We start from the raw sequence: 21,208 nt of genomic DNA, 5'->3' as shown, positions 1-21,208 counted from the left end.
GCAATGCAACAAAAAGGGGCGCCGCGCATTCCGCGCGGCGCCCCTTTTCAATCGGATAGGCGGCGGCGACTCAGCCGCCGGCTGAAATCAGGCGGCGTCGCCGGCTTCCTTCGCCTTGTCGGCATAGACGCGCACCGGGTCCTTGCGGCCTTCGACGACATCCTTGTCGACGACGATCTCGACCACGTCGGTGAGGTCGGGCAGGTCGAACATCGTGTCGAGCAGGATCGCCTCGACGATCGAGCGCAGCCCGCGCGCGCCGGTCTTGCGTTCAATCGCCTTTTTGGCGACCGCGACCAGCGCGTCGTCGGTGAAGGTCAGCGCGACCTCCTCCAGATCGAACAGCTTCTTATACTGCTTGACCAGCGCGTTCTTGGGTTCGCCGAGAATCTTCACCAGCGCGTCGATGTCGAGATCCTCGAGTGTCGCGATCACCGGCAGGCGGCCGACGAATTCGGGGATCAGGCCGAACTTCAAGAGATCCTCGGGCTCGATATTCTTGAGCACTTCGCCCGCGCGGCGCTCGTCGGGGCCGGCGACATGCGCGCCGAAGCCGATCGACTTGCCCTGCAGGCGGTCGCCGATGATCTTTTCGAGGCCGGCGAAGGCGCCGCCCGCGATGAAGAGGATGTTCGTCGTATCGACCTGCAGGAATTCCTGCTGCGGATGCTTGCGCCCGCCCTGCGGCGGAACGCTCGCGGTCGTGCCTTCCATCAGCTTGAGCAGCGCCTGCTGCACGCCTTCGCCCGACACGTCGCGGGTGATCGACGGATTCTCGGCCTTGCGGCTGATCTTGTCGATCTCGTCGATATAGACGATGCCGCGCTGCGCCTTTTCGACGTTGTAGTCCGACGCCTGCAGCAGCTTGAGGATGATATTCTCGACATCCTCGCCGACATAGCCCGCCTCGGTCAGCGTCGTCGCGTCGGCCATAGTGAAGGGCACGTCGAGGAAGCGCGCGAGCGTCTGCGCGAGCAAAGTCTTGCCGCTGCCGGTCGGGCCGACGAGCAGGATGTTCGATTTGGCGAGCTCGACGTCTTCGCCGCGACCGCTGTTCGCGAGGCGCTTGTAGTGATTGTGAACCGCGACCGAGAGGACGCGCTTCGCCTTGTTCTGTCCGATCACATAGGCGTCGAGATGCTGGCAGATTTCCAGCGGCGTCGGCACCGCGCCGTCCTTGCGCGCGGCGATCCCGCCCTTGATCTCTTCGCGGATGATGTCGTTGCAAAGCTCGACGCATTCGTCGCAAATGAACACGGTCGGACCCGCGATCAGCTTGCGGACTTCGTGCTGCGACTTGCCGCAGAAGGAGCAGTAAAGAGTGCTCTTGCTGTCCGAGCCGCTCAATTTGGTCATAAATCTTCCTCTGGCGAGCGTGAAAGGCGCGCCGCCGTCCTTATCCTAGCCCCCGGCCACCCAATTACAATATGGCAATTGGGTGACATGGCTTCAATGGTCCGCCTAGCGCCAACGCGTCAGGCGGGCGTGAACAAAAGCGGTTACCGGGCGTCTTCGTCTGCGAACGGTGCCGGCCCGCTCCCCCTCCCGGCCTCCCATAAGATATGATGTCGGGAGGCTGGGAGGAGGAGCGGGCCGGCACCGTTCGAATCGAGCTATCAGGGCGTCGGGCCTTCGCTGATTTCCTTTGGCGTCTCGTCGCCGGGCAGGCCGGGGCGGCGGTCGTAGACATGATCGACGATGCCGAACGCCTTCGCTTCGTCGGCCTCGAGGAAGGTGTCGCGGTCCATCGCCTTTTCGATCTCCTTCAGCGACTTGCCGGTATATTTGACATAGAGGTCGTTCATCCGCTTGCGGATACGCAGGATTTCCTTGGCCTGGATCTCGATGTCCGACGCCATGCCGCGCGCACCGCCCGAGGGCTGGTGCACCATGACGCGTGCGTTGGTGAGCGCGACGCGCATCCCGGGCTCGCCCGCCGCGAGCAGGAAGCTGCCCATCGACGCCGCCTGGCCGATGCAGACGGTGCCGACGCGCGGGCGGATATATTGCATCGTGTCGTGGATCGCCATGCCCGCCGTGACGACGCCGCCCGGCGAGTTGATGTACATATAGATGTCCTTCTTCGGATTTTCCGATTCGAGGAACAGGAGCTGGGCGACGATCAGCGAGGCCATATTATCCTCGACCTCGCCGGTGACGAAGACGATCCGTTCGCGCAGCAGGCGCGAGAAAATGTCGAAGCTGCGTTCGCCGCGGCTCGTCTGCTCGACGACGACGGGAACAAGGGCGGCCAGCGGATCGATCATGCGAATTATGTCCTTACTTATTCCGGGTCGCCGCGCCGAGGACCGGCCGGCTGCCCCACCGCGTTCTACATCGGCGGCAAGGCGAAGGGTTTCAAGGGGGCAAAATTGTTCCGGGGCAGGAAGCGGATCGCCATGCCTGTTTTGGGGTGAAGCTCCCCCGTCATGTCGAAGGGGAATTGTCCGCGGTCGGCGCTTAAGGCGACAAAAGATACCGATGTGCAGGCCGAAACTGTCTCCTTTGTCGCTTTAGGAGCGGTTCGCAAAAGCCGGTGATGTCAAAGAGCGGCGTCGAGGCTGGCATGGCGCGATAAAGTAGGACAGCGATTTTTTCCGGGGCGGTCGGTGGCAGCTTCGGGGTGGTAAGCGGACGCTGCCCTTACTTTACTTCGTCATCCCCGCGAAAGCGGGGACCCAGAGCGTCCGTCAGCCTACCCATCCCTGGGTTCCCGCTTTCGCGGGAATGACGAAGGGAGAGAGTGCTGCAACTCCCGGTCGTAAGCCGTCGCTCCTTGCCGCTCTCACCGCGCCTCGACCGCCTGGCTGAACCGCGCCAGCCGTGCGGTTGCCGCTGCGGCGTGAGGGCCAATCCAGCGGTCGTGGATGTCCTGGATCGGCAGGGCGTTGAGATGGTTCCAGCGCTCGCGCCCGCGGCGCTCGGCGATCACCAGCCCGGCCTCCTCCAGCACCTTCAGATGCTGCATCACCGTGCAGCGGTCGATGTCGGCGAAATGGCCGCAGAGCGTTCCGGTGGTCAGCGGCTGGTCCTTCAGATCGTCGAGAATCTGACGCCGGACCGGCGAGGCGAGCGCCTTGAAGGTCGCGTCGAACGGGTCGTGAATTGACATGTTATAGAATTATAACATAAAAGAGCGCGACTCAAGCGGAGAGTGGACATGGATCTCAAATTCAGGGTCGCGGCGCGGATCGCGAAGCCGGTGCACGAGGTGTTCGAGGCGGTCGCGGACCCCGCGCAGCTGTCGCACTATTTCACGACGGGCGGCGCGCAGGGCCGGCTCGAGACCGGCGCGACGGTGACGTGGGATTTCCACGATTTTCCCGGCGCTTTCCCTGTCTATGTCATCGAGGTGGTGCCCGACGAGAAGATCGTGCTGGAATGGCAGGCGAACGAAGGCGAGGCGCCGAATGTGGAGGGCGGCGGGCTCAAGGACGTCGATTATCGCACCCGCGTGACGATGAGCTTCAAGGGGCTGGAAGACGGAAGGACGCTTGTCGAGATCGCCGAGGAGGGGTGGCGCGAGAATCAGGGCGCGCTCGGCGCGTCCTACGGCAATTGCCAGGGCTGGTCGCAGATGCTCTGCGCGCTCAAGATGTGGCTCGAGCACGGCATCAATTTGCGCGAGGGGATGTATGTCTGATCGCGGTTGCGGGTGAGCTGCCTTCCTTCGTCACCCCGGTGCTCGATCCGGGGGGCATGTCCGCAGCGGTGGAAGAATGGAACCCGGATCAAGTCCGGGATGACGAAATATCGGCAGGACGCCGATCGCGCTCGTGTAAAGCGGGGGCGGGTGAAGACCCGCCCCGCGCCATCTTAAATTCCGTCGACAGCCTTGCTGACGAGGATGTTCACCGCGACGCGGCGGTTCTGCGCCATGCCTTCGGGAGTGGTGTTGTCCGCCGCCGGGTCGGCCTCGGCCATGCCGGTCGGGGTCAGCATGCGGTAGGGCTTCCAGCCGCACGCCTGCTGCAGATAATTGACCACGCCGCTGGCGCGCTTCTCGCTCAGCGCCTGGTTCAGTTCCTGGCTGCCGCGCGAATCGGTGTAGCCGACGACGAGCAGCAGGGCGTTGTCCATCCCTTCGGCCTGCGTCGCCGCATTGCAGAGATCGGCCTTCGCTTGCGCCGACAGCACGGCCTTGCCGGTGTCGAAGTTCACGTTCGTCGTGCTCTTGATATTATACTGGTCGATGTCGCCGACGCGGCCGCGCAGCGCCTCGGTCGCCGCGGTCTGCTCGGCAAAGCGCTGGTCGGTGCCGGTACGGATCATGTTCGCGGTGCGGAGATCCTTAGTCTTGAGCGCGACTTCGCTCGCGACGAGGCCGCCGCCCCATTGCAGGGTCTCGACGCTGACCGGCAGGCCGTTGAGCAGCGAATTCGCCGCCAGCTTGTTGCTGCTGAGGCCCAGGAACCCGCCGCTGCCCTTGATCTTGGTGGTATCGACGATCGCGATCGAGGTGTTGGTGCCGTCGGCGGTCGTGACCTGCATGCTGCCGTCGCTGCGCGCCGAGATGATGCCTTCGACCTTCGGTCCCTTGGTCATTTCAGAGGGGTCGGGAATGCGCTCGCCATTGACGATGACGCCGCTCTCGGGCGCATCCTGCTGCTCCTGCGCAGCGAGGCTGACCGTCGCCGTCCCGGCAAGCATGGCCGCCAGCAACAAAATTCTCGGACCCTTGGAAACCGCACCCATACGCTACTCCTTCGCTTGGAGCCGCGCGATGACATGGCCCCTTCTGGCACAGGAATACTCGCGGCAACGTCCCGAGTTGCGCAGGTTATCGGCCGCTTTGCACGGTTCACCCGATTGCGCGGAGGATAGGAAAATGCGCGATTCAGGGGGTTTTTGGCAATTAAATTCGTAAAATTCAGGCGTTACGAGCCATGAGGCCGCCATCGACGGGAATGACCGCGCCGGTGATATAGCTCGCCGCGGGCAGTACGAGACTGAGCGTCATGTGCGCGACTTCCCCGGGTTCTCCATAGCGGCGGAGCGCGGTGCGGCGGCGCGCGAAGACCGCCTTGTCCTCCTCGGACACCTTGTCGGTCATGCCGGTGCGGATCGGGCCGGGGCAGATGCAATTGACGGTGATGCCGTCCTTGCCGAGGTCGACCGCGAGACCCCGGGTCAGCCCGGTGACGCCGGTCTTGGCCGCGACATAGGGGGTGTCGCCGGGCGTCGCGCCGAGCCCTTCGGTCGAGGCGATGTTGACGATGCGCGCGGCGTTGCTTTGCCGGAGCCAGGGCAGGGCGGCGCGGACCATGCGCTGGTGCGCGGTCAGCATCACCGCGAGCGCGCGGTGCCAGATCGCCTCATATTCGTCCCCGGCGTCGAGCGGGGCGAAGCTGGAGACGCCGGCATTGTTGATCAGGATGTCGATGCCGCCGAAGGCTGCGGCGATCTCGGCGACGGTGCGCTTGATCGCCTCGCCGTCGGCGACGTCGAGCGCGAAGGCCTTGGCGTCAGGGCCGGCCTCGGCGGCGACGGCTTCGCAGGCGGCAAGATCGAGATCGGTGACCGCGACCTTCGCGCCTTCGCGGGCGAGCAGCAGGGCGGTCGCGCGGCCCATGCCGCTCGCCGCGCCAGTGACGATCGCGACGCGGCCGGCGACCGAGCGCGAGAGGATGGGGGGTGCGTTCGTCATGGCTTGTCCTATATCGTCGCCCCCGCGAAGGCGGGGGCCGCTGGAGGCTTACGCCGTGCCGCCGGTCCAGGCCGACGGCGGTCCCCGCCTTCGCGGGGGCGACGAACTTAGCGGAACGGCGGCTCGTTGAACGCGCGGAGTTTGCGGCTGTGGAGCTTGGCGCCCTCGTCGCGCATCGTCTCGCAGGCGCGGATGCCGATCTGGAGGTGCGCGGCGATCGCTTCTTCGTAGAAGCGGTTCGCCTGTCCGGGCAGTTTGAGCTCGCCGTGGAGCGGCTTGTCGCTGACGCAGAGCAGGGTGCCGTAGGGGACGCGGAAACGATAGCCCTGCGCCGCGATCGTCGCCGACTCCATGTCGATCCCGATGGCGCGCGACTGCGAGAAGCGCAGCGCGCTGTCGGTGTAGCGCAGCTCCCAGTTGCGGTCGTCGGTGGTGACGACGGTGCCGGTGCGCATCCGCTTCTTGAGGTCGGCGCCGCTGGTGCCCGACACGGCCTCGGCGGCGGTCGCGAGCGCGACCTGCACTTCGGCGATCGGCGGGATCGGGATTTCGACCGGCAGCACCGCGTCGAGGATATGATCGTCGCGAAGATAGGCGTGGGCGAGGACATAGTCGCCGATGCGCTGGCTGGGGCGCAGCCCGCCGCAGTGGCCGATCATCAGCCATGCTTCGGGGCGCAGCACCGCGAGATGGTCGCAGATCGTCTTGGCGTTCGACGGGCCGACGCCGATGTTGACCAGCGTGATGCCGCCGCCGTCGGGCGCGATCAGATGATAGGCGGGCATCTGGTGCCGCCGCCACGCGCTGTCGGCGACGAGCGCGCTGGCGTTGACGCCGGGCTGATCGACATAGAGACCCGCGGCACCCGCGAGCGCGGTATAGCGGCCTTGCCCGACCTGCGACCCCGCCCAGGCGACGAATTCATCGACATAGCGGTGATAGTTGGTGAACAGGATATAGCGCTGAAAATGCTCGGGCGCGGTGCCGGTATAGTGGCGGAGGCGCGCGAGGCTGAAGTCGGTGCGCAGCGCGTCGAACAGCGCGAGCGGCTGCGCTTCGGCGGGATCGAGCCCGAACAGACCGTCGGCAAGCTCGTCGCCGATGTCGGCAAGCTCGGTGGTCGGGAAGTGGCGCGCAAGTTCGAGCGGGGTGACGCCGCCCATGTCCGATCCGTCGCTGGCGTCGAGCACATAGGGGAACGGAATCTGCTGCCCGGTGCGCGTGACCTCGAGCGTGATGTCATAGTGGCGCGCGAGCAAGGTGAGCTGGTCGCGCAGATAATCGGCGAAGAGATCGGGGCGCGTGACCGTGGTGACGAACTCGCCCGCGCGCTCGAAGCGCCCGAAGGAGAGATTATGCCCCTTTTGCCCCTCGCGCTGCTCGCCGGTGGTGGTCAGGCGGATCGCCGGATAGTCGAACAGGCCTGTCGCCGCGGCATCGGCGGGCGGCAGCGTGCGGTCGTGGACATAGGCGGCGATCGCCGCTTTGAGGTTGGAAACCGACGCGCGGAACTTGTCCTGAAGTTCGGCGATGATGCCCTCTACGAGAGCGGTGGGGTCGGTGCTGTTCTGATCGTTCGATGAGCGTGATGTCATCGCGCCGCTGTTGCACGAAATTGTGACAAAAGGGAAGGGGCGGGAACAGAAAGCCCCTCCCCTTCAGGGGAGGGGTTGGGGGTGGGGGCAACGGCCTTGCGCGGTCGTCGATGCCCACCCCGCTGCGCGTAGCGGGCAAGCCCGCAACTCTCGCTGCCCCTCCCCTGAAAAGGAGGGGTTGCAGGCTGGCTTACAGCTGCTCGAGCATATGGTCGGCGCTCGACACCTTGAATTCGCCGGGCGCTTCGACGTTCAGCTGTTCGACGACGCCGTCGTTGACGATCATCGAGAAGCGCTGGCCGCGCTTGCCCATGCCGAAGGCGGTGCCGTCCATCGTCAGGCCGACCGCGTCGGCGAAGGCGCCGTTGCCGTCGGCGAGCATGGTGACGCTGGCGCCCGCATTGGCGCTCTTGCCCCACGCGCCCATCACGAAGGCGTCGTTGACCGCGGTGCAGACGATCTCGTCGACGCCCTTCGCCTTGAGCTCGTCGGCCTTGTCGACGAAGCCCGGCAGATGCCTGGCCGAGCAGGTCGGGGTGAAGGCACCGGGAACCGAGAAGAGCGCGACCTTGCGGCCCTTGAAATAATCGGCGGCGGTGACCTGTTCGGGACCGTTTTCGGTCACTTTCACGAAGGTCGCGTCGGGCAGCTTGTCGCCGGTCTGGATCGTCATGGAGGCATCCTTTCGTTGAGGGGATATTCGGTCGGCGTGACATCGGAGCGCGGCGGGCCGGAGTCAAGGCGCGGTCACGCGATTCCTCATCGTGGTCCGGTCCCGAAGGGCCAAGCAATATGGCGCTGGACCCTTTTCGCCGCACCGGGCATTGTATCGCCATGGAGACCACGCCGACCTTCTTCACCGGCCAGCTGTTGCTCGCACTGCCGGGCATCGGCGATCCCCGCTTCGAACATGCGGTGATCGCGATGATCAGCCACGACGAGGATGGTGCGATGGGGATCGGCATTGCCGACCCGATCGACGGGATGACGGTCGGCGCGGTGCTCGACCAGCTCGAGATCGATCATGACACGCCGCTCGACCAGCCGGTGTTCCTCGGCGGGCCGGTCGAACAGACGCGCGGCTTCGTGATCCACAGCCGCGACTGGGGCGGGGCCGAGGCGGTGCAGGTCGCCGACCGCTGGATGGTGTCGAGCTCGCACGACATCTTGCGCGCGATCGGCGAGGGGCGCGGTCCGTCGCGCTGGATGGTCGCGCTGGGCTATGCCGGCTGGTCGCCGGGGCAACTCGAAGATGAAATGGTCCGCCACGGCTGGCATGTGACGCCGGGCAGCGATGCGGTGATCTTCGAAACGCCGCCCGCCAGGCGCTGGCAGGCGGCGTTCGCCGAAGCGGGAGTGGACGCCCGCTTGCTCACCACCGAAGGCGGCGAGGCATAATTTTCGTTTCAGCCATGCTGAAACGAGCGGCACCCGCCCGCTCCCCCACCCGGCCTCCCACAGGCTACTATCGTATGGGAGGCCGGGTGGGGGAGCGGGCCGGTGCCGCGTTCCACGTCAGTGGAACATTCTAATTCTCAACGCGCCAGCGCGAGGAGCGGCTTGCCCTGATCGAGGTTGGCGAGTGCGGTGCGCGCGGCCCAGCGCGAATCCATATAGGTGCCGCCGGCAAGCTCGACGTCGTAGCGGATCGAACTGGTGATCGCGGCCTCATAGGCGGCGCGCGCATCGTCCCTCTGGCCGAGGCGGGCATAAGCGGTGCCGAGGTTGATCAGCCGCGAGGGATCGCCGTGTTCCAGGCTGCTGTGGGTCAGCTTGTCGACCGCCGCCTGATTCTGTCCGGCCTTGAGCTCCTCATAGGCGACCGAAACGGGCGCGAGCCCATCCTCGTCCGAACCCGTCACGACGATCGATTGCGCCGCGGCAGGGGCCGCGAAAGCGAGCGCGACAAGCGGCAGCAGAATTTTTTTCATTCTCTCTATCTCCCCGAAAACTTTGGCCGATTTTCTCGCTCGGGCGAAGAAAAGTCAATATTTCCGGGTTGTTGTAACACTGGTGTCACAAACAGAAATTAGGCTTATCGCCAAGACGCATTATAAGTCAGGATTTCCATGATCTTGGCGCTCGCGAGTCCCTGTCACATCAGGAGGGGCGCGGCTGTCACATTTGCGCCCGCTGAAAATATATTTTCGGGAGCGTGCCGATTTTCGGCCGTTGAGTCGTGCGCGAAGCGGGCTGGCGCGCGCCCCCGCTCTTGAAGATATAAAGAAAACTTTATATTTGATCGGCGGCGTGCTTTCGGCTAGGGCGCGCACGATAATTGCTCGTCAATTCGTGGCCGCTCGCCTGCGGTCGATCTCGCCAATATGGAGACCTCCCCCGTGGCTACTCTCGCCGCCGACACCCGTGACTATGTGATCGCCGACATCGGCCTTGCCGACTTCGGCCGCAAGGAAATCGCGATCGCCGAAACCGAAATGCCCGGCCTGATGGCGCTGCGCGCCGAATATGGCGCCGCGCAGCCGCTGAAGGGCGCGCGCATCACCGGCTCGCTGCACATGACGATCCAGACCGCGGTGCTGATCGAGACGCTGATCGCGCTCGGCGCCGAAGTGCGCTGGGCGACCTGCAACATCTTCTCGACCCAGGACCATGCCGCCGCCGCGATCGCCGCGGGCGGGACGCCGGTCTTCGCGGTGAAGGGCGAAAGCCTCGCCGATTACTGGGACTATGTCGGCCGCATCTTCGACTGGGGCGACACGACCGCCAACATCATCCTCGACGACGGCGGCGACGCCACCATGTTCGCGCTGTGGGGCGCGAAGCTCGAGGCCGGCGCCACGCTGCCCGCGCCCGAGAATGAGGAAGAAGTCGAGTTCCAGCGCGCGCTGAAGGCGTTCGTCGCCGCGAACCCCGGCTACCTGACCAAGACCGTCAAGGCGCTGAAGGGCGTGTCGGAAGAGACGACGACCGGCGTCCACCGCCTGTACGAGATCGCAAAGAAGGGCGAGCTGCCCTTCCCGGCGATCAACGTCAACGACAGCGTCACCAAGTCGAAGTTCGACAATCTTTATGGCTGCAAGGAGTCGCTGGTCGATGCGATCCGCCGCGCCACCGACGTGATGCTTGCCGGCAAGGTTGCCGCCGTTGCCGGTTTCGGCGACGTCGGCAAGGGCTCGGCCGCCTCGCTCCGCAACGGCGGCGCGCGCGTGCTCGTGACCGAAATCGACCCGATCTGCGCGCTGCAGGCGGCGATGGAAGGCTATGAGGTCGTGACGATGGACGAGGCCGTCCAGCGCGCCGACATCTTCTGCACCGCGACCGGCAATGCCGACGTCATCACCGCCGAGCATATGGCGGCGATGAAGCCGATGGCGATCGTCTGCAACATCGGTCACTTCGACAGCGAGATTCAGATCGCGGCGCTCGCCAATTACAAGTGGACCGAAGTCAAGCCGGGCACCGACCTCGTCCAGTTCCCCGACGGCAAGGAAATCATCGTCCTTGCGAAGGGCCGCCTCGTGAACCTCGGCTGCGCCACCGGCCACCCGTCGTTCGTGATGTCGTCGAGCTTCACCAACCAGGTGCTGGCGCAGATCGAGCTGTTCACCAAGGGCGAGCAGTATGGCAACGACGTCTATGTCCTGCCGAAGCACCTCGACGAGAAGGTCGCGGCGCTGCACCTCGAGAAGCTGGGCGTGAAGCTCAGCAAGCTCACGCAGAAGCAGGCCGACTATATCGGCGTGCCGGTCGAGGGGCCGTTCAAGCCGGACCATTATCGTTACTGAGTGCGTCCCAATGAGGGCGTGGCTTTGCTGCAACACATGGCCTTCACATGTGGCATCTTGGTGAGATTTTAATAGAATTCTGAAAAGCCCCCCCTAAGGTCTGCCTTATGGGGGGCTTTGCCTCTCCCTTGAAAGCCGGAGAATTACAAGATGAAGCTGTTTGCGAAGGCCGCGCTTGGCGCGTGCGTTTCCTTTGTTGCGTTGTCTGTTTCGGGCATTGCGTTCGCGCAGGAGCAGTCAGCCGACGAAGATGTCCAGGCAACGTCGAGCGACAGTTCCAGTCAGGGAGATGCCATCGTCGTTACGGGCTCGCGAATCGCGCGCCCGCGCGATTTCACCTCTCCCGCGCCGCTCGTAACGATCGGTGCGGACAGGCTGCAGCAATCCGGATCGACCAATCTTACGGATATTCTTACGGGTTATCCTGCTCTCGTGGGTTCGACCACGTCGGGCGATACATCCGGCGATGACGCGTCGATCGGTGAGGCAGGCCTCAACCTGCTGAATCTTCGTAACCTCGGAACGCAGCGTACGCTTGTTCTCGTCGATGGAAGGCGCCACGTTTCCGGGTCCCCCGGCAGTCAGTCGGTCGACATCAACACCATCCCCAGCGACCTTGTCGAACGCGTCGAGATCGTAACTGGCGGCGCGTCGGCGCTTTATGGCGCTGATGCGGTCACCGGGGTCGTCAACTTCATTCTCAAGCGCGATTTTGAAGGGCTCAACGCGCGAGCGCAGGCGGGCATCTCGCAGCGCGGCGATAGCGGCCAGCGGTTGATCAGCGTGACGGCCGGCAAAAACTTCCTGGATGGACGCGCCAATCTGACGCTCGCCTATGAATATGGCGAGGATGACCGTCTTCTCAGCCAGCAGCGCAGCTATCTTTCCGGTACGCGCTATCAGGGCTTCTTCCCGAATCCCGCCGATACGGAGACTGGCACGCAAACGAACGATGGTATCCCCGACAGGATATTGTTCAATGATTTGCGCTATTTCGATACGACGCCGGATGGTGCGATCGATGTCGATTTTGATGGCGCGCCGGATTTCTATGGAGCGGCCGGGCTTCCGTTCGTTCACGGCCAGTATCTGGGGAGCGGGATCGATAGCGGAGGGTCGGGCACGCCGCTGTCGCGCTATGCGAACGATCTGCGGCCCGATATCACGCGCCATGTCGTGAATCTTTTTGGGCGCTTTGAAGTTTCGCCGGCTCTCGAGATTTATGCCGAGGGCAAATATGCGCGGAGCAAGACCTTCACGCTGGCGCAGCCGACGTTCGACTATTATCTCTTTGTTCCAGAGGACAATCCGTTCATTCCGGACACTGTTCGTTCGAACATCATCCCGGGAATCGGAGAGGCGGTTTTTGGCCCCGGGGCTCCGGACGGCGTGCTGGTCACGCGCGACAATTTCGATTTCGGACAGCGCGGGCAGGACAATTTGCGCGAAACATGGCGCGGCGTGATCGGCGCGCGCGGCGACATCACTTCGAATCTTCGCTATGACCTGTCCTATGTCTATGGACGCAGCACGCAGCGCGCCCATTTCGTCAACGACATCTATGACGATCGCTTCTTTGCCGCGCTCGATGTCGTCAACGATCCGGTGACCGGGAATCCGACGTGCCGCGTCAACGTCGATCCGAACTGGACGCCGTTTCAACCGTTCCAGGACCCGGATGGCGCCCGCGGCGGCGGGTTGAACGGGCCGGTGACTTTTAAGCCCGGCGAATGCGTTCCGATCAATCTCTTCGGCGAGGGGCAGTCGCAAGAAGCGCTCGATTTCATTCGCGCCGATACCCTGGATCGGTCGAAGATCGAGCAGCATGTCGTTTCGGCGATCGTTAACGGTACGTTCGGCAACAGCTTCAAACTTCCCGGCGGCGAAATCGGCTTTGCCGTGGGTGCCGAATATCGCCAGGAAAAAAGCGATTTCACGAGCGATCCCATCGCGCGGCAGGGGCTGACCTTCACCAACTCCATCCAGCCCACGCGCGGCAAGTTCAGCGTGAAAGAGGTATTTGGCGAGATTAGCCTGCCCATCCTTGCGAACCTGCCTTTTGCCGAGCGCCTGACTCTTGGCGGCGCTGCACGCTATTCCGATTACAGCACGATTGGCTCGACGACGACCTGGCAGATCAATGGCGAATATGCGCCGATCCGTGACATCACGTTCAAGGGCACCTATTCGCGCGCCATTCGCGCACCGAACATTGATGAATTATTCGGTGGGCAGGCACAGACATTTTTGTTCATTACGGATCCTTGCCAAGCCGACCAGATTCAGAACGCAATCGACCCCGATCTGCGGCGCAGAAATTGCGAGACCTTGTTGAGCGCGAACGGGGTGGCGGATCCTGCCACGTTCGAGGATACGCGCAGTACCAATATTGCCGGCTTCGTGGGCGGCAACCGCAATCTGGCCGAAGAGCGGGCGACGATCTGGACAGCTGGCGTTGCGCTTCAGCCGCGTTTCATTCCGGGTCTCAACGTGACGCTGGACTGGTATGATGTGAAGCTGAAGAACGCCATCAATACGGTCACCGCCAACCAGCTTGCAGCGTTGTGTGTCGATCAACCGACGTTGGACAATGTTTATTGCGACGGGATCGACCGGCAGAATGGCGTTCCGAGTTCGGGTACGGCAGAGCCGGGATATATTGTCGGTTTCCGGCTTGGGCCGCAGAATGTCGCGGCTTTCACGACGTCGGGTCTCGACGTGAACGTGAGCTATCGCTTGCAGACCGAAAAAGCGGGGACATTCAGCCTTCGCCTCATCGGAAATTATCTGGAGAGCCTCAAGACGGTTGCGACCCCGGGAGCCAATCCCATTGAAAATGCGGGCACCTCGTTCACGCCCAAATATCAGGCGAACGCCGATCTGACCTGGAGCAAGGGGCCGTTCACGATCAACTATGGGCTGTCGTGGTTCGACAAGACGTCCCGATATGCGCTGGGGACGATCGCCAGCAACCCCGATATCGTCGAAAAGAAATATCTCTACTACAAGGAGCGTTGGGTGCACGACATCTACGCTTCCGTTGACGTCGGGGATAGGTTCCAGCTTTTTGGCGGTGTGAACAATTTCACCGACAACAAGCCGGGCGTCGCCGCAGACGATTACCCGGTTTCGGCCATCGGACGATATTTCTTCGTTGGCGCAAAAATGAACCTCGGCGGGAAATTGCGCTGAAGTAAAACCCTTTGACGCAAGGAAGCATCGATCGACCGACGTCGAGGAAGAGCCCGCCCTATGGGCGGGCTCTTTCACTTGCTTGGGATTGGGTCCGAACCAGAAGGCGTTGCGCAAGCAGCGACGCCAGTTCCGTCGCGATAGTATGCGCAACTCGCCGTCCGGCGATTGTCTCTGCCTTATACAATCGATAGGGGCAGCATGATGCTGTCCGGTGATTGTCCCACTCTGCCTGCCCGATCGGCGTTACGGCCATGATGCAATCATCGGGGCCCCTCTTCGCGCTCGGCCTGTTTGCCGCGCTCTGGCTGCTCGCCGGGCTGTGGGCAACCTTGCGCGGGATCGCGATGCAGCGGCGTTCGGCGTTCGTCGCCGGGCAGACCGAGCGGCTCGCGAGCCTGCTCGAAGCCTCGCCGCAGCTTCCCGTCGTCGTCCGTCCCGACTGGCGGATCGAGGCGAGCGAGCGGCTCGGGCGCTGGCTGGGGCTCGAGCAGGGACCGCGCAATTTCGACGAGCTGCGCGGGATCGCGGCGGGGCTTGACCAGCCGGGGCACGAACAGCTTCGCCAGGCGATCCTCGGCGCGCAGCGCGGCGCCAAGCCCTTCACCCTCAGTCTGCGGCCCGCGGGCAGCAGCCGCACGATCGTCTTTCACGGCGCCGCCGCGCCGCCGGCGGTCGCGGGCGCGGGCAGCGTGCTCTTATGGATCAGCGATGCGACCGAAGGACAGCAGTCGCTGGCCGATGCGCGGCGCGAGCGCGACGAGGCGATGGCGGCGTTCGAGGCGCTGTCGGGGCTGATCGAGGCGGCGCCCTTTCCGATGTGGTTCCGCGAACCCGACCTGCGTCTCGCGCTCGTCAACAGCGCTTATGTCCGTGCGGTCGAAGCGAAAAGCGCGGCGGCGGTGATCGACGAAGGCACCGAGCTTTGCGAGCCCGTTGCGGGCATCAGCGCGACCGACGCCGCCGAAGCCGCGCGCGCGGCGGGCGCGGCGCAGCAGCGCACCGTGCCGGTGACGATCGAGGGCGAACGGCGGATCATGCGCGTCGTCGACGTGCCGCTCGCGACCGGGGGCGGGCGGGCGATCGGCATTGCGGGCTATGCGATCGACGTCCAGGAATTGGAGAGCGAGCGCGGCGCACACCGGCGCTTCGTCGATACGCAGCGCGAACTGCTCGACCGGCTGTCGGCGGCGGTCGCGCAATTCGGTCCCGATCAGGGGCTCGTCTTCGCGAACCAGCCGTTCCGCCGGCTCTTTGCGCTCGATGCCAGCGAGGTGGCCGAGATGCCGCCCTTCGCGCGATTGCTCGACGCCTGGCGCGAGGGCGGGCGAACCCCCGAGGTGCGCGACTATCCCGAGTGGCGGCAGGCGCATGTCGACTGGTTCGCGCGTGCTGAAGCGAGCGAGGAGGACTGGCTGCTCCGCGACGGCACCCACCTGCATGTCGTCGCGCAGCCGACCCCCGACGGCGGGCTGCTGCTGATCGCCGAGGACAAGACCGAGCAGGTGCAGCTCGCGGGTGCGCGCGACACGCTGCTCCGCGTCCGCACCGCGACCTTCGACAATCTGTTCGAGGCGATCGCGGTCTTCGCGCCCGACGGCCGCCTGCATCTGTGGAATCAGCGCTTCCGCCGCTTGTGGAATATCGAGGAGCACAAGCTCGCGGCGCATCCGCGCGTCGATGTGCTGATGGGCGGGCTCGCCGACCGGCTCGCCAAGCCCAACCAGATCAGCATCGTGCAGGAAGTGATCCGCGCCGCGACACTGGAACGGACGCAGCGCGTCGGCGAGGTGCGCTTCGCCGACGGGCGCCATTTCGATTTCGCGTCGATCCCGCTGCCCGACGGCAATGCGCTGCTCATCATGCTCGACATCACCGCGAGCCGGAAGATGGAGGGAGCGCTGCGCGAGCGCAACGAGGCGCTGGAGGCGGCCGACAAGGTCAAGACCGCCTTCCTGTCGCGGATGAGCTATGAACTGCGCACGCCGCTGACCTCGATCGGCGGTTTCGGCGAGATGCTGCAGGCGGGCTATGCCGGCGAGCTTCCCGTGCCTGCCAAGACTTATATCGATGCGATCATGGATTCGGTCGGAGTGCTCGGACGGCAGATCGACAATGTCCTCGACCTCGCGCAGGGCGAGGCGGGGACGCTCGCGGTCGAGCGCGCGCCGGTCGATGTCCGCGCGCTGCTCGACGCTGCGCTCGCCGAGGCGAAGCCATTCGCCAAGGCCGAGAAGATTGAGCTCGCGGGCCAGTTCGCCGAAAGCCTCGGAACGGTTGAGGGCGATGCCCAGCGGCTGTCGCGGCTGGTCGCAGGGCTGCTCGACAATGCGATCCGCTTCACCGCGCCCGCAAAGCGCAGCGGCGGCCGTGTGCTGCTCCATGCCGCGGGCGACGCGACGGGCGTCGAGATCGTCGTTTCGGACAATGGCCCCGGGATGCCGGAGGCGGTTGCCGCGGTGACAAGGGGCACCCAGGCGGGAACGCAAAGCGGCGGCATCGGCCTTGCCCTCGCGCGCCAGCTTGTCGCCGCGCACGGCGGGACGATGGAGGTGATGAGCGAGAAGGGGCAGGGGACGCTGGTGCGCGTGAGCCTGCCGCGGAGTGCGTGATGGTCTGCTCCGATGCTCCGTGTGTCCCCGCGCAGGCGGGGACCCATCTCCCGCCGGTTCTGTTTTGCGCCGCCCGGAGATGGGCCCCCGCCTTCGCGGGGGAACAGCGCTTGTTTTAAACCGATGACTTTCAGCCACCCCTATAACCTCGACGAAGCCGGCCGCATCGGCGCCGCGATCGGTGCGGCGCTGGCGCCCGGCGATGTCGTGCTGCTCTCCGGCGATCTCGGTGCGGGCAAGACGACGCTGGCCCGCGCGATGCTGAAGGCGCGGGGGCTCGCGGGCGAGGCGCCGAGCCCGACCTTTGCGATCGTTCAGCCCTATGCGCCGCCCGAGGTCGATCTGCCCATCGCGCACGTCGATCTCTACCGCATCGAGGAGGAGGGCGAACTGATCGAGCTTGGGCTCGACGACTATCTCTATGACGGCGCGCTGTTGATCGAATGGCCCGAGCGGCTGGGGGCGCAGGGGTGGCCGGAGGCCTTGGTACTGACGATTTCGGGCAGCGGCGACGCGCGCGTCTTGACAGCCGGGGTACCGGCGGCTTGGGAGGCGCGATGGCCGCTCCGATGATTCCGCCCGCCCACGCCCCGGCCTTTCTGGCCGCGCACGGCTGGGGCGATGCCCAGATTTTGCCGCTCGCCGGCGATGCCTCCTTCCGCCGCTATTTCCGGGTGGTCGATGGCGACCGGCAGGCGGTGCTGATGGATGCGCCGCCGCCGCACGAGGACCCGCGGCCCTTCATCGCGGTCGCCGAATATCTCTGCGCGCTCGGCCTCAACGCGCCGACGATCCTCGCGCGCGACCTGGAGCGGGGGCTGCTCCTCATCGAGGATTTCGGCGATGTGCGCCTGCGCGAAACGGTCGACGAGCAGCTCCACAGGGAGCAGGACTATTATGCGGGGGTGACCGACCTGCTCGTCCATCTCCACGCGCGGCCGGCGATGGATGGGTTGCCGGTGCACGGGCTCGAGCAATGGCTGGGCGAGGTGGAGCTGTTCACCGACTGGTATTGCCCGGCGCTCGATCTGGAGGTCGATCGCGACGGCTTCCGTGCCGCATGGCAAGCGACGCTGGCGCCGGTCGAGGCCGACGGCTTGCCGCGCGTCACCGTGCTGCGCGATTTCCACGCCGAAAATATCATGCTGGTGCCGGGACGGGACGGCGTCGCGCATTACGGCCTGCTCGATTTCCAGGACGCACTCGTCGGGCATCCGGCCTATGATCTCGCCTCGGTGCTCGAGGACGCGCGGCGCGACGTGACGCCTGCCGTCGAGGCGGCGATGCTCGATCGCTATGTCGCGGCAACGGGGCAGGGCGAGGCATTCCGCACGGCCTATTGGGCGCTCGCGGCGCAGCGCAACACGCGCATCCTCGGCGTTTTCGTCCGGCTGTGGAAGCGCGACGGCAAGGAGGGTTATCGCAAGTTCCAGCCGCGCATGTGGGGGCTGCTCGAACGCGATCTCGCGCATCCGGCGCTTGCCCCCGTTCGAACATGGTTCGACGCCAACGTCCCGCCCTCGAAGCGGGCGGAGGCCTGGAAATGACAACGAAGATCGAAAGCGCGATGGTGATGGCGGCGGGGATCGGCAAGCGGATGCGCCCGCTCACCGCGACGCGGCCGAAGCCGCTGGTGCGCGTCGCGGGCAAGGCGCTGATCGACCACAGTCTCGACCGGATCGAGGCGGCGGGGATCGGCCATGTCGTCGTCAACGTCCATTATCTGGCCGACGCGCTCGAAGCGCATCTCGCGGCGCAGAAGCGGAATTTCACGATCGCGGTCTCCGACGAGCGCGGCCAGCTGCTCGAAACCGGCGGCGGAATGGTCAAGGCGCTGCCCCTGCTCACCGGCGACCCGATCCTGATCGTCAACAGCGACAATATCTGGACCGACGGGCCGCAGGACAGCATCCGGCATCTCGCGCGCCACTGGGACGCGGCGAAGATGGACGCGCTCCTTCTCGTTATCCGGCAGGCGAGCGCGACCGGGCATGGCGGGCGCGGCGATTTCCACATGGACCCGGCGGGCAGGCTGTCGCGGCGCAAGCCGGGGCACGTCGCGCCCTTCGTCTACACCGGCATCCAGCTCGTCTCGCGCCGCCTGCTGGACGGCGCCCCCGACGGGGCCTTTTCGACCAACATCCTGTGGGATCGCGCGATCGCGGCGGGACGGCTCTATGGCTTGTCGCACATGGGGCAATGGTTCGACGTCGGCACGCCCGCGAGCATCGCACCGACCGAAGCCGCGCTGGACGAGGTTTGATTCTTCTCCATCGTCATTGCGAGCGGCGAAGCCGCGCGGCAATCCAGAGCTTGCGTAAACCGCTCTGGATTGCTTCGCTGCGCTCGCAATGACGCGCGTTGAAATATACTCCATCCCGGTTCACCGGGCCTTTGCCGACGCGCTCGCCGCCGGAATCATCGCGCAATACGCCGATGGCGCGCTCGGCCTCGCCGAAGGGCTGATCCTGCTCCCCAGCAACCGCGCGCGGAGCGCAGTGCAGGCGGCGTTCGTGCGGGCGGGCGGGCAGGGGCTGCTGATGCCGCGGCTCGCAGTGATCGGCGATGCCGACCTCGACGAGTCAGTGGCACTGGCGCTCGATGCGATCGACGACGATCCGCTGCCGCCGGCGATCGACCCGCTGCGCCGCCGCCTGCTGCTCGCCGAGTTGATCGAGCGACATACGCCGGCGGGCGAGGAGCGCATTGCGGGCGCCGCCGCTTTCGAGCTTGCCGACGGGCTCGCGCGGGTGATCGACCAGCTCCATTATGAAGAGGTGCCGGTCGCAGCGCTCGTCGATCTCGATCTCGGCGCCTTCGCCGAACATTGGCAGGCCTCGCTCGGGCGGCTGCGGCTGCTCGTCGATCATTGGCCCGCGATGCTCGCGAAGACCGGGAGTATCGACCGCGCCGAGCGCCGCAACCGGCTGCTGGGCCGCGTGACCGCAGCCTGGCGCGCCGCGCCGCCGGCGCGCTTCGTCGTCGCGGCGGGGATCACCACCGCCGCGCCCGCGATTGCGCGGCTGATGCGCGCGGTTGCCGGCAGGGAGCGCGGCATGGTCGTGCTGCCGGGGCTCGACCGCGTGATGACTGCGGAGGAGTGGGAGGCGCTTGGTCCGACGCGGCCCGACCCCGACAATCCGGGGCGGCCGCTGGAGACGCATCCGCAATATCATCTGAAGCTGCTGCTCGACCGCATGGGGGTCAGCCGCGACGAGGTGATCGAATGGGAGGCGGTGTCCGGTTTCGACGGCCCGGTGGCGCGCACGCCCTTCGTATCGCTGCTCTTCGCGCCCGCCGATTACACGGCGCAGTGGCAGGCGGCGGGCGATCTGTCGGCGGCGACCGCAGGGATTTCGGGCGCGGTGTTCGCCGACGACGGACAGGAGGCGCAGGGGATTGCGCTGCTGATGCGCGAGGCGATCGAGACGCCGGGGCGGACCGCGGCGCTCGTCACCCCCGATCGCGGGCTCGCCGAGCGCGTCGCGGCGGCGCTCGCGCGCTGGGGGATCAAGGTCGATGACAGCGCGGGGCAGCCGCTGTCGCGGACGCCGCCGGGGGCCTTGCTGTTGCTGCTCGCCGAGCTGGCGGCGGCGTTCGATCCGGTCGCGCTGATGGCGCTGCTCGGGCATCCGCTGGTGCGCAAGGGCGAGGGGCGGACGGCGTGGCTCGACCAGGTGCGGCGGCTCGACCTGATTTTGCGCGAGCCGGGGCTGGCGCCCGGATGGGGCGGCGTCGGCGCGCGGATCGCCGAACGCGCCGCCGATCCCAAGGCACGCGGACATGGGCTGGCGGCGCAGTTGCAGCCGTGGTGGGACGAGCTTTCGACAGGGCTGGGCGCCGCGCTGGCACCGTTCGGATCGGGGCCGACACCACCCGCGGCGCTGCTCGCGGCCTTGCAGACGGGGCTCGAAGGCCTGACCGGCGAGGCGGTCTGGGCCGGCCCGGCGGGGCGGATGCTCGCCGAGCTGTTCGATCAGTGGGCGCTCGCGCGAGGGGACGGGCCGGCGCTCGTCGATCCCGCCGATTTTCCCGCCATGCTGGGGCAATTGCTTGGCGCAGCGAGCGTGCGGCCGCCCTATGGCGGTCATCCGCGATTGTTCATCTGGGGTCTGCTCGAGGCGCGGCTGCAGCGCGCCGACCTGATGATCCTCGGCGGACTGGACGAGGGACGCTGGCCCGCGGCGACGCAGCCCGATCCCTGGCTCGCGCCCGGCATTCGCCGGCTGCTCGGCCTGCCCGCGCCCGAGCGGCAGCAGGGGATGGCGGCGCATGATTTCGCGGGTGCGCTCGGCGCGGGCGAGATCGTCGTGACGCGCGCCGGACGGAGCGGCGGCGACCCGGCCGTCGCGTCGCGCTTTTGGCTGCGGCTCGCGGCGCTCGCGGGGGATTTGCCCGAACCGGCACCGGGCGGGG

17 protein-coding genes are annotated in these 21,208 nt (G+C 65.8%); 9 read left to right on the top strand and 8 right to left on the bottom strand.

What is annotated here, in order from left to right; genetic code table 11:
* Positions 1–87: 87 nt before the first annotated feature.
* The 3 genes from clpX to ACE3SL_RS12680 all read right to left on the bottom strand — a co-directional run bounded on the left by clpX (position 88) and on the right by ACE3SL_RS12680 (position 3,112).
* The gene (gene clpX, locus ACE3SL_RS12690) at positions 88–1,356 is read right to left on the bottom strand and encodes an ATP-dependent Clp protease ATP-binding subunit ClpX (protein WP_374526106.1); all 1,269 of its coding nucleotides are present in this window, start codon (positions 1,354–1,356) and stop codon (positions 88–90) included.
* Positions 1,357–1,616: 260 nt separating this feature from the next.
* A complete protein-coding gene (locus ACE3SL_RS12685; RefSeq protein WP_374526105.1) occupies positions 1,617–2,267 on the bottom strand; it encodes an ATP-dependent Clp protease proteolytic subunit in 651 nt (216 codons plus the stop codon).
* Positions 2,268–2,785: 518 nt separating this feature from the next.
* Positions 2,786–3,112: an ArsR/SmtB family transcription factor gene (locus ACE3SL_RS12680; RefSeq protein WP_374526104.1), complete on the bottom strand. Its 327-nt coding sequence runs from the start codon at positions 3,110–3,112 to the stop codon at positions 2,786–2,788.
* 48 nt (positions 3,113–3,160) lie between these two features.
* Between ACE3SL_RS12680 and ACE3SL_RS12675 the strand changes: the two genes are divergently transcribed.
* Positions 3,161–3,643, top strand: coding sequence for an SRPBCC family protein (locus ACE3SL_RS12675; protein WP_374526103.1), 483 nt, complete (start codon positions 3,161–3,163; stop codon positions 3,641–3,643).
* 173 nt (positions 3,644–3,816) lie between these two features.
* Here the strand turns inward: ACE3SL_RS12675 and ACE3SL_RS12670 are convergent, their stop codons facing one another.
* The 4 genes from ACE3SL_RS12670 to ACE3SL_RS12655 form a co-directional block, all read right to left on the bottom strand.
* On the bottom strand, positions 3,817–4,695 hold the full coding sequence (locus tag ACE3SL_RS12670) for an OmpA family protein (RefSeq protein ID WP_374526102.1): 879 nt from the start codon (positions 4,693–4,695) through the stop codon (positions 3,817–3,819).
* Between the two features lie 175 nt (positions 4,696–4,870).
* The gene (locus ACE3SL_RS12665; protein WP_374526101.1) at positions 4,871–5,647 is read right to left on the bottom strand and encodes an SDR family NAD(P)-dependent oxidoreductase; all 777 of its coding nucleotides are present in this window, start codon (positions 5,645–5,647) and stop codon (positions 4,871–4,873) included.
* A 107-nt stretch (positions 5,648–5,754) separates the two neighbouring features.
* Complete coding sequence (locus tag ACE3SL_RS12660; RefSeq protein WP_374526100.1) at positions 5,755–7,242, bottom strand: AMP nucleosidase; 1,488 nt, start codon at positions 7,240–7,242, stop codon at positions 5,755–5,757.
* Positions 7,243–7,432: 190 nt separating this feature from the next.
* Positions 7,433–7,915, bottom strand: a complete 483-nt coding sequence (locus tag ACE3SL_RS12655) for a peroxiredoxin (protein ID WP_374526099.1) — start codon at positions 7,913–7,915, stop codon at positions 7,433–7,435.
* 161 nt (positions 7,916–8,076) lie between these two features.
* Between ACE3SL_RS12655 and ACE3SL_RS12650 the strand changes: the two genes are divergently transcribed.
* Positions 8,077–8,640, top strand: a complete 564-nt coding sequence (locus ACE3SL_RS12650; protein WP_374526098.1) for a YqgE/AlgH family protein — start codon at positions 8,077–8,079, stop codon at positions 8,638–8,640.
* 137 nt (positions 8,641–8,777) lie between these two features.
* On the opposite strand, the gene ACE3SL_RS12645 is transcribed toward ACE3SL_RS12650, so the two are convergent.
* On the bottom strand, positions 8,778–9,173 hold the full coding sequence (locus ACE3SL_RS12645) for a hypothetical protein (protein ID WP_374526097.1): 396 nt from the start codon (positions 9,171–9,173) through the stop codon (positions 8,778–8,780).
* A gap of 408 nt (positions 9,174–9,581) precedes the next feature.
* On the opposite strand from ACE3SL_RS12645, the gene ahcY reads away from it, so the two are divergent.
* The 7 genes from ahcY to addB form a co-directional block, all read left to right on the top strand.
* Positions 9,582–10,988 (top strand): adenosylhomocysteinase, encoded by a 1,407-nt coding sequence (gene ahcY / locus ACE3SL_RS12640; RefSeq protein WP_374526096.1) that lies wholly within the window; start codon positions 9,582–9,584, stop codon positions 10,986–10,988.
* Between the two features lie 150 nt (positions 10,989–11,138).
* On the top strand, positions 11,139–14,180 hold the full coding sequence (locus ACE3SL_RS12635; protein ID WP_374526095.1) for a TonB-dependent receptor plug domain-containing protein: 3,042 nt from the start codon (positions 11,139–11,141) through the stop codon (positions 14,178–14,180).
* Positions 14,181–14,437: 257 nt separating this feature from the next.
* The gene (locus ACE3SL_RS12630; RefSeq protein WP_374526136.1) at positions 14,438–16,792 is read left to right on the top strand and encodes a PAS-domain containing protein; all 2,355 of its coding nucleotides are present in this window, start codon (positions 14,438–14,440) and stop codon (positions 16,790–16,792) included.
* Between the two features lie 123 nt (positions 16,793–16,915).
* Positions 16,916–17,365 (top strand): tRNA (adenosine(37)-N6)-threonylcarbamoyltransferase complex ATPase subunit type 1 TsaE, encoded by a 450-nt coding sequence (gene tsaE / locus ACE3SL_RS12625; protein WP_374526094.1) that lies wholly within the window; start codon positions 16,916–16,918, stop codon positions 17,363–17,365.
* Positions 17,350–18,339 (top strand): aminoglycoside phosphotransferase family protein, encoded by a 990-nt coding sequence (locus ACE3SL_RS12620; RefSeq protein WP_374526093.1) that lies wholly within the window; start codon positions 17,350–17,352, stop codon positions 18,337–18,339. The genes tsaE and ACE3SL_RS12620 overlap by 16 nt, the downstream gene beginning before the upstream one ends.
* Positions 18,336–19,055: a nucleotidyltransferase family protein gene (locus ACE3SL_RS12615; protein ID WP_374526092.1), complete on the top strand. Its 720-nt coding sequence runs from the start codon at positions 18,336–18,338 to the stop codon at positions 19,053–19,055. The genes ACE3SL_RS12620 and ACE3SL_RS12615 overlap by 4 nt, the downstream gene beginning before the upstream one ends.
* 88 nt (positions 19,056–19,143) lie before the next feature.
* A partial coding sequence (addB, locus tag ACE3SL_RS12610; protein WP_374526091.1) for a double-strand break repair protein AddB occupies positions 19,144–21,208 on the top strand: 2,065 nt, incomplete at its 3' end.

The sequence above is a fragment of the Sphingopyxis sp. genome (assembly GCF_041916015.1).
Lineage (GTDB): Bacteria > Pseudomonadota > Alphaproteobacteria > Sphingomonadales > Sphingomonadaceae > Sphingopyxis.
Note: the sequence above shows the minus strand (reverse complement) of the source record. Positions and strands in the feature narration are given on the sequence as shown.

Excerpts from the sequence above, each read along its gene's own strand:
- clpX (WP_374526106.1), bottom strand. The coding sequence starts at position 1,356 with ATGACCAAATTGAGCGGCTCGGACAGCAAGAGCACTCTTTACTGCTCC.
- ACE3SL_RS12685 (WP_374526105.1), bottom strand. The coding sequence starts at position 2,267 with ATGATCGATCCGCTGGCCGCCCTTGTTCCCGTCGTCGTCGAGCAGACG.
- ACE3SL_RS12680 (WP_374526104.1), bottom strand. The coding sequence starts at position 3,112 with ATGTCAATTCACGACCCGTTCGACGCGACCTTCAAGGCGCTCGCCTCG.
- ACE3SL_RS12675 (WP_374526103.1), top strand. The coding sequence starts at position 3,161 with ATGGATCTCAAATTCAGGGTCGCGGCGCGGATCGCGAAGCCGGTGCAC.
- ACE3SL_RS12670 (WP_374526102.1), bottom strand. The coding sequence starts at position 4,695 with ATGGGTGCGGTTTCCAAGGGTCCGAGAATTTTGTTGCTGGCGGCCATG.
- ACE3SL_RS12665 (WP_374526101.1), bottom strand. The coding sequence starts at position 5,647 with ATGACGAACGCACCCCCCATCCTCTCGCGCTCGGTCGCCGGCCGCGTC.
- ACE3SL_RS12660 (WP_374526100.1), bottom strand. The coding sequence starts at position 7,242 with ATGACATCACGCTCATCGAACGATCAGAACAGCACCGACCCCACCGCT.
- ACE3SL_RS12655 (WP_374526099.1), bottom strand. The coding sequence starts at position 7,915 with ATGACGATCCAGACCGGCGACAAGCTGCCCGACGCGACCTTCGTGAAA.
- ACE3SL_RS12650 (WP_374526098.1), top strand. The coding sequence starts at position 8,077 with ATGGAGACCACGCCGACCTTCTTCACCGGCCAGCTGTTGCTCGCACTG.
- ACE3SL_RS12645 (WP_374526097.1), bottom strand. The coding sequence starts at position 9,173 with ATGAAAAAAATTCTGCTGCCGCTTGTCGCGCTCGCTTTCGCGGCCCCT.
- ACE3SL_RS12635 (WP_374526095.1), top strand. The coding sequence starts at position 11,139 with ATGAAGCTGTTTGCGAAGGCCGCGCTTGGCGCGTGCGTTTCCTTTGTT.
- ACE3SL_RS12630 (WP_374526136.1), top strand. The coding sequence starts at position 14,438 with ATGCAATCATCGGGGCCCCTCTTCGCGCTCGGCCTGTTTGCCGCGCTC.
- tsaE (WP_374526094.1), top strand. The coding sequence starts at position 16,916 with ATGACTTTCAGCCACCCCTATAACCTCGACGAAGCCGGCCGCATCGGC.
- ACE3SL_RS12620 (WP_374526093.1), top strand. The coding sequence starts at position 17,350 with ATGGCCGCTCCGATGATTCCGCCCGCCCACGCCCCGGCCTTTCTGGCC.
- ACE3SL_RS12615 (WP_374526092.1), top strand. The coding sequence starts at position 18,336 with ATGACAACGAAGATCGAAAGCGCGATGGTGATGGCGGCGGGGATCGGC.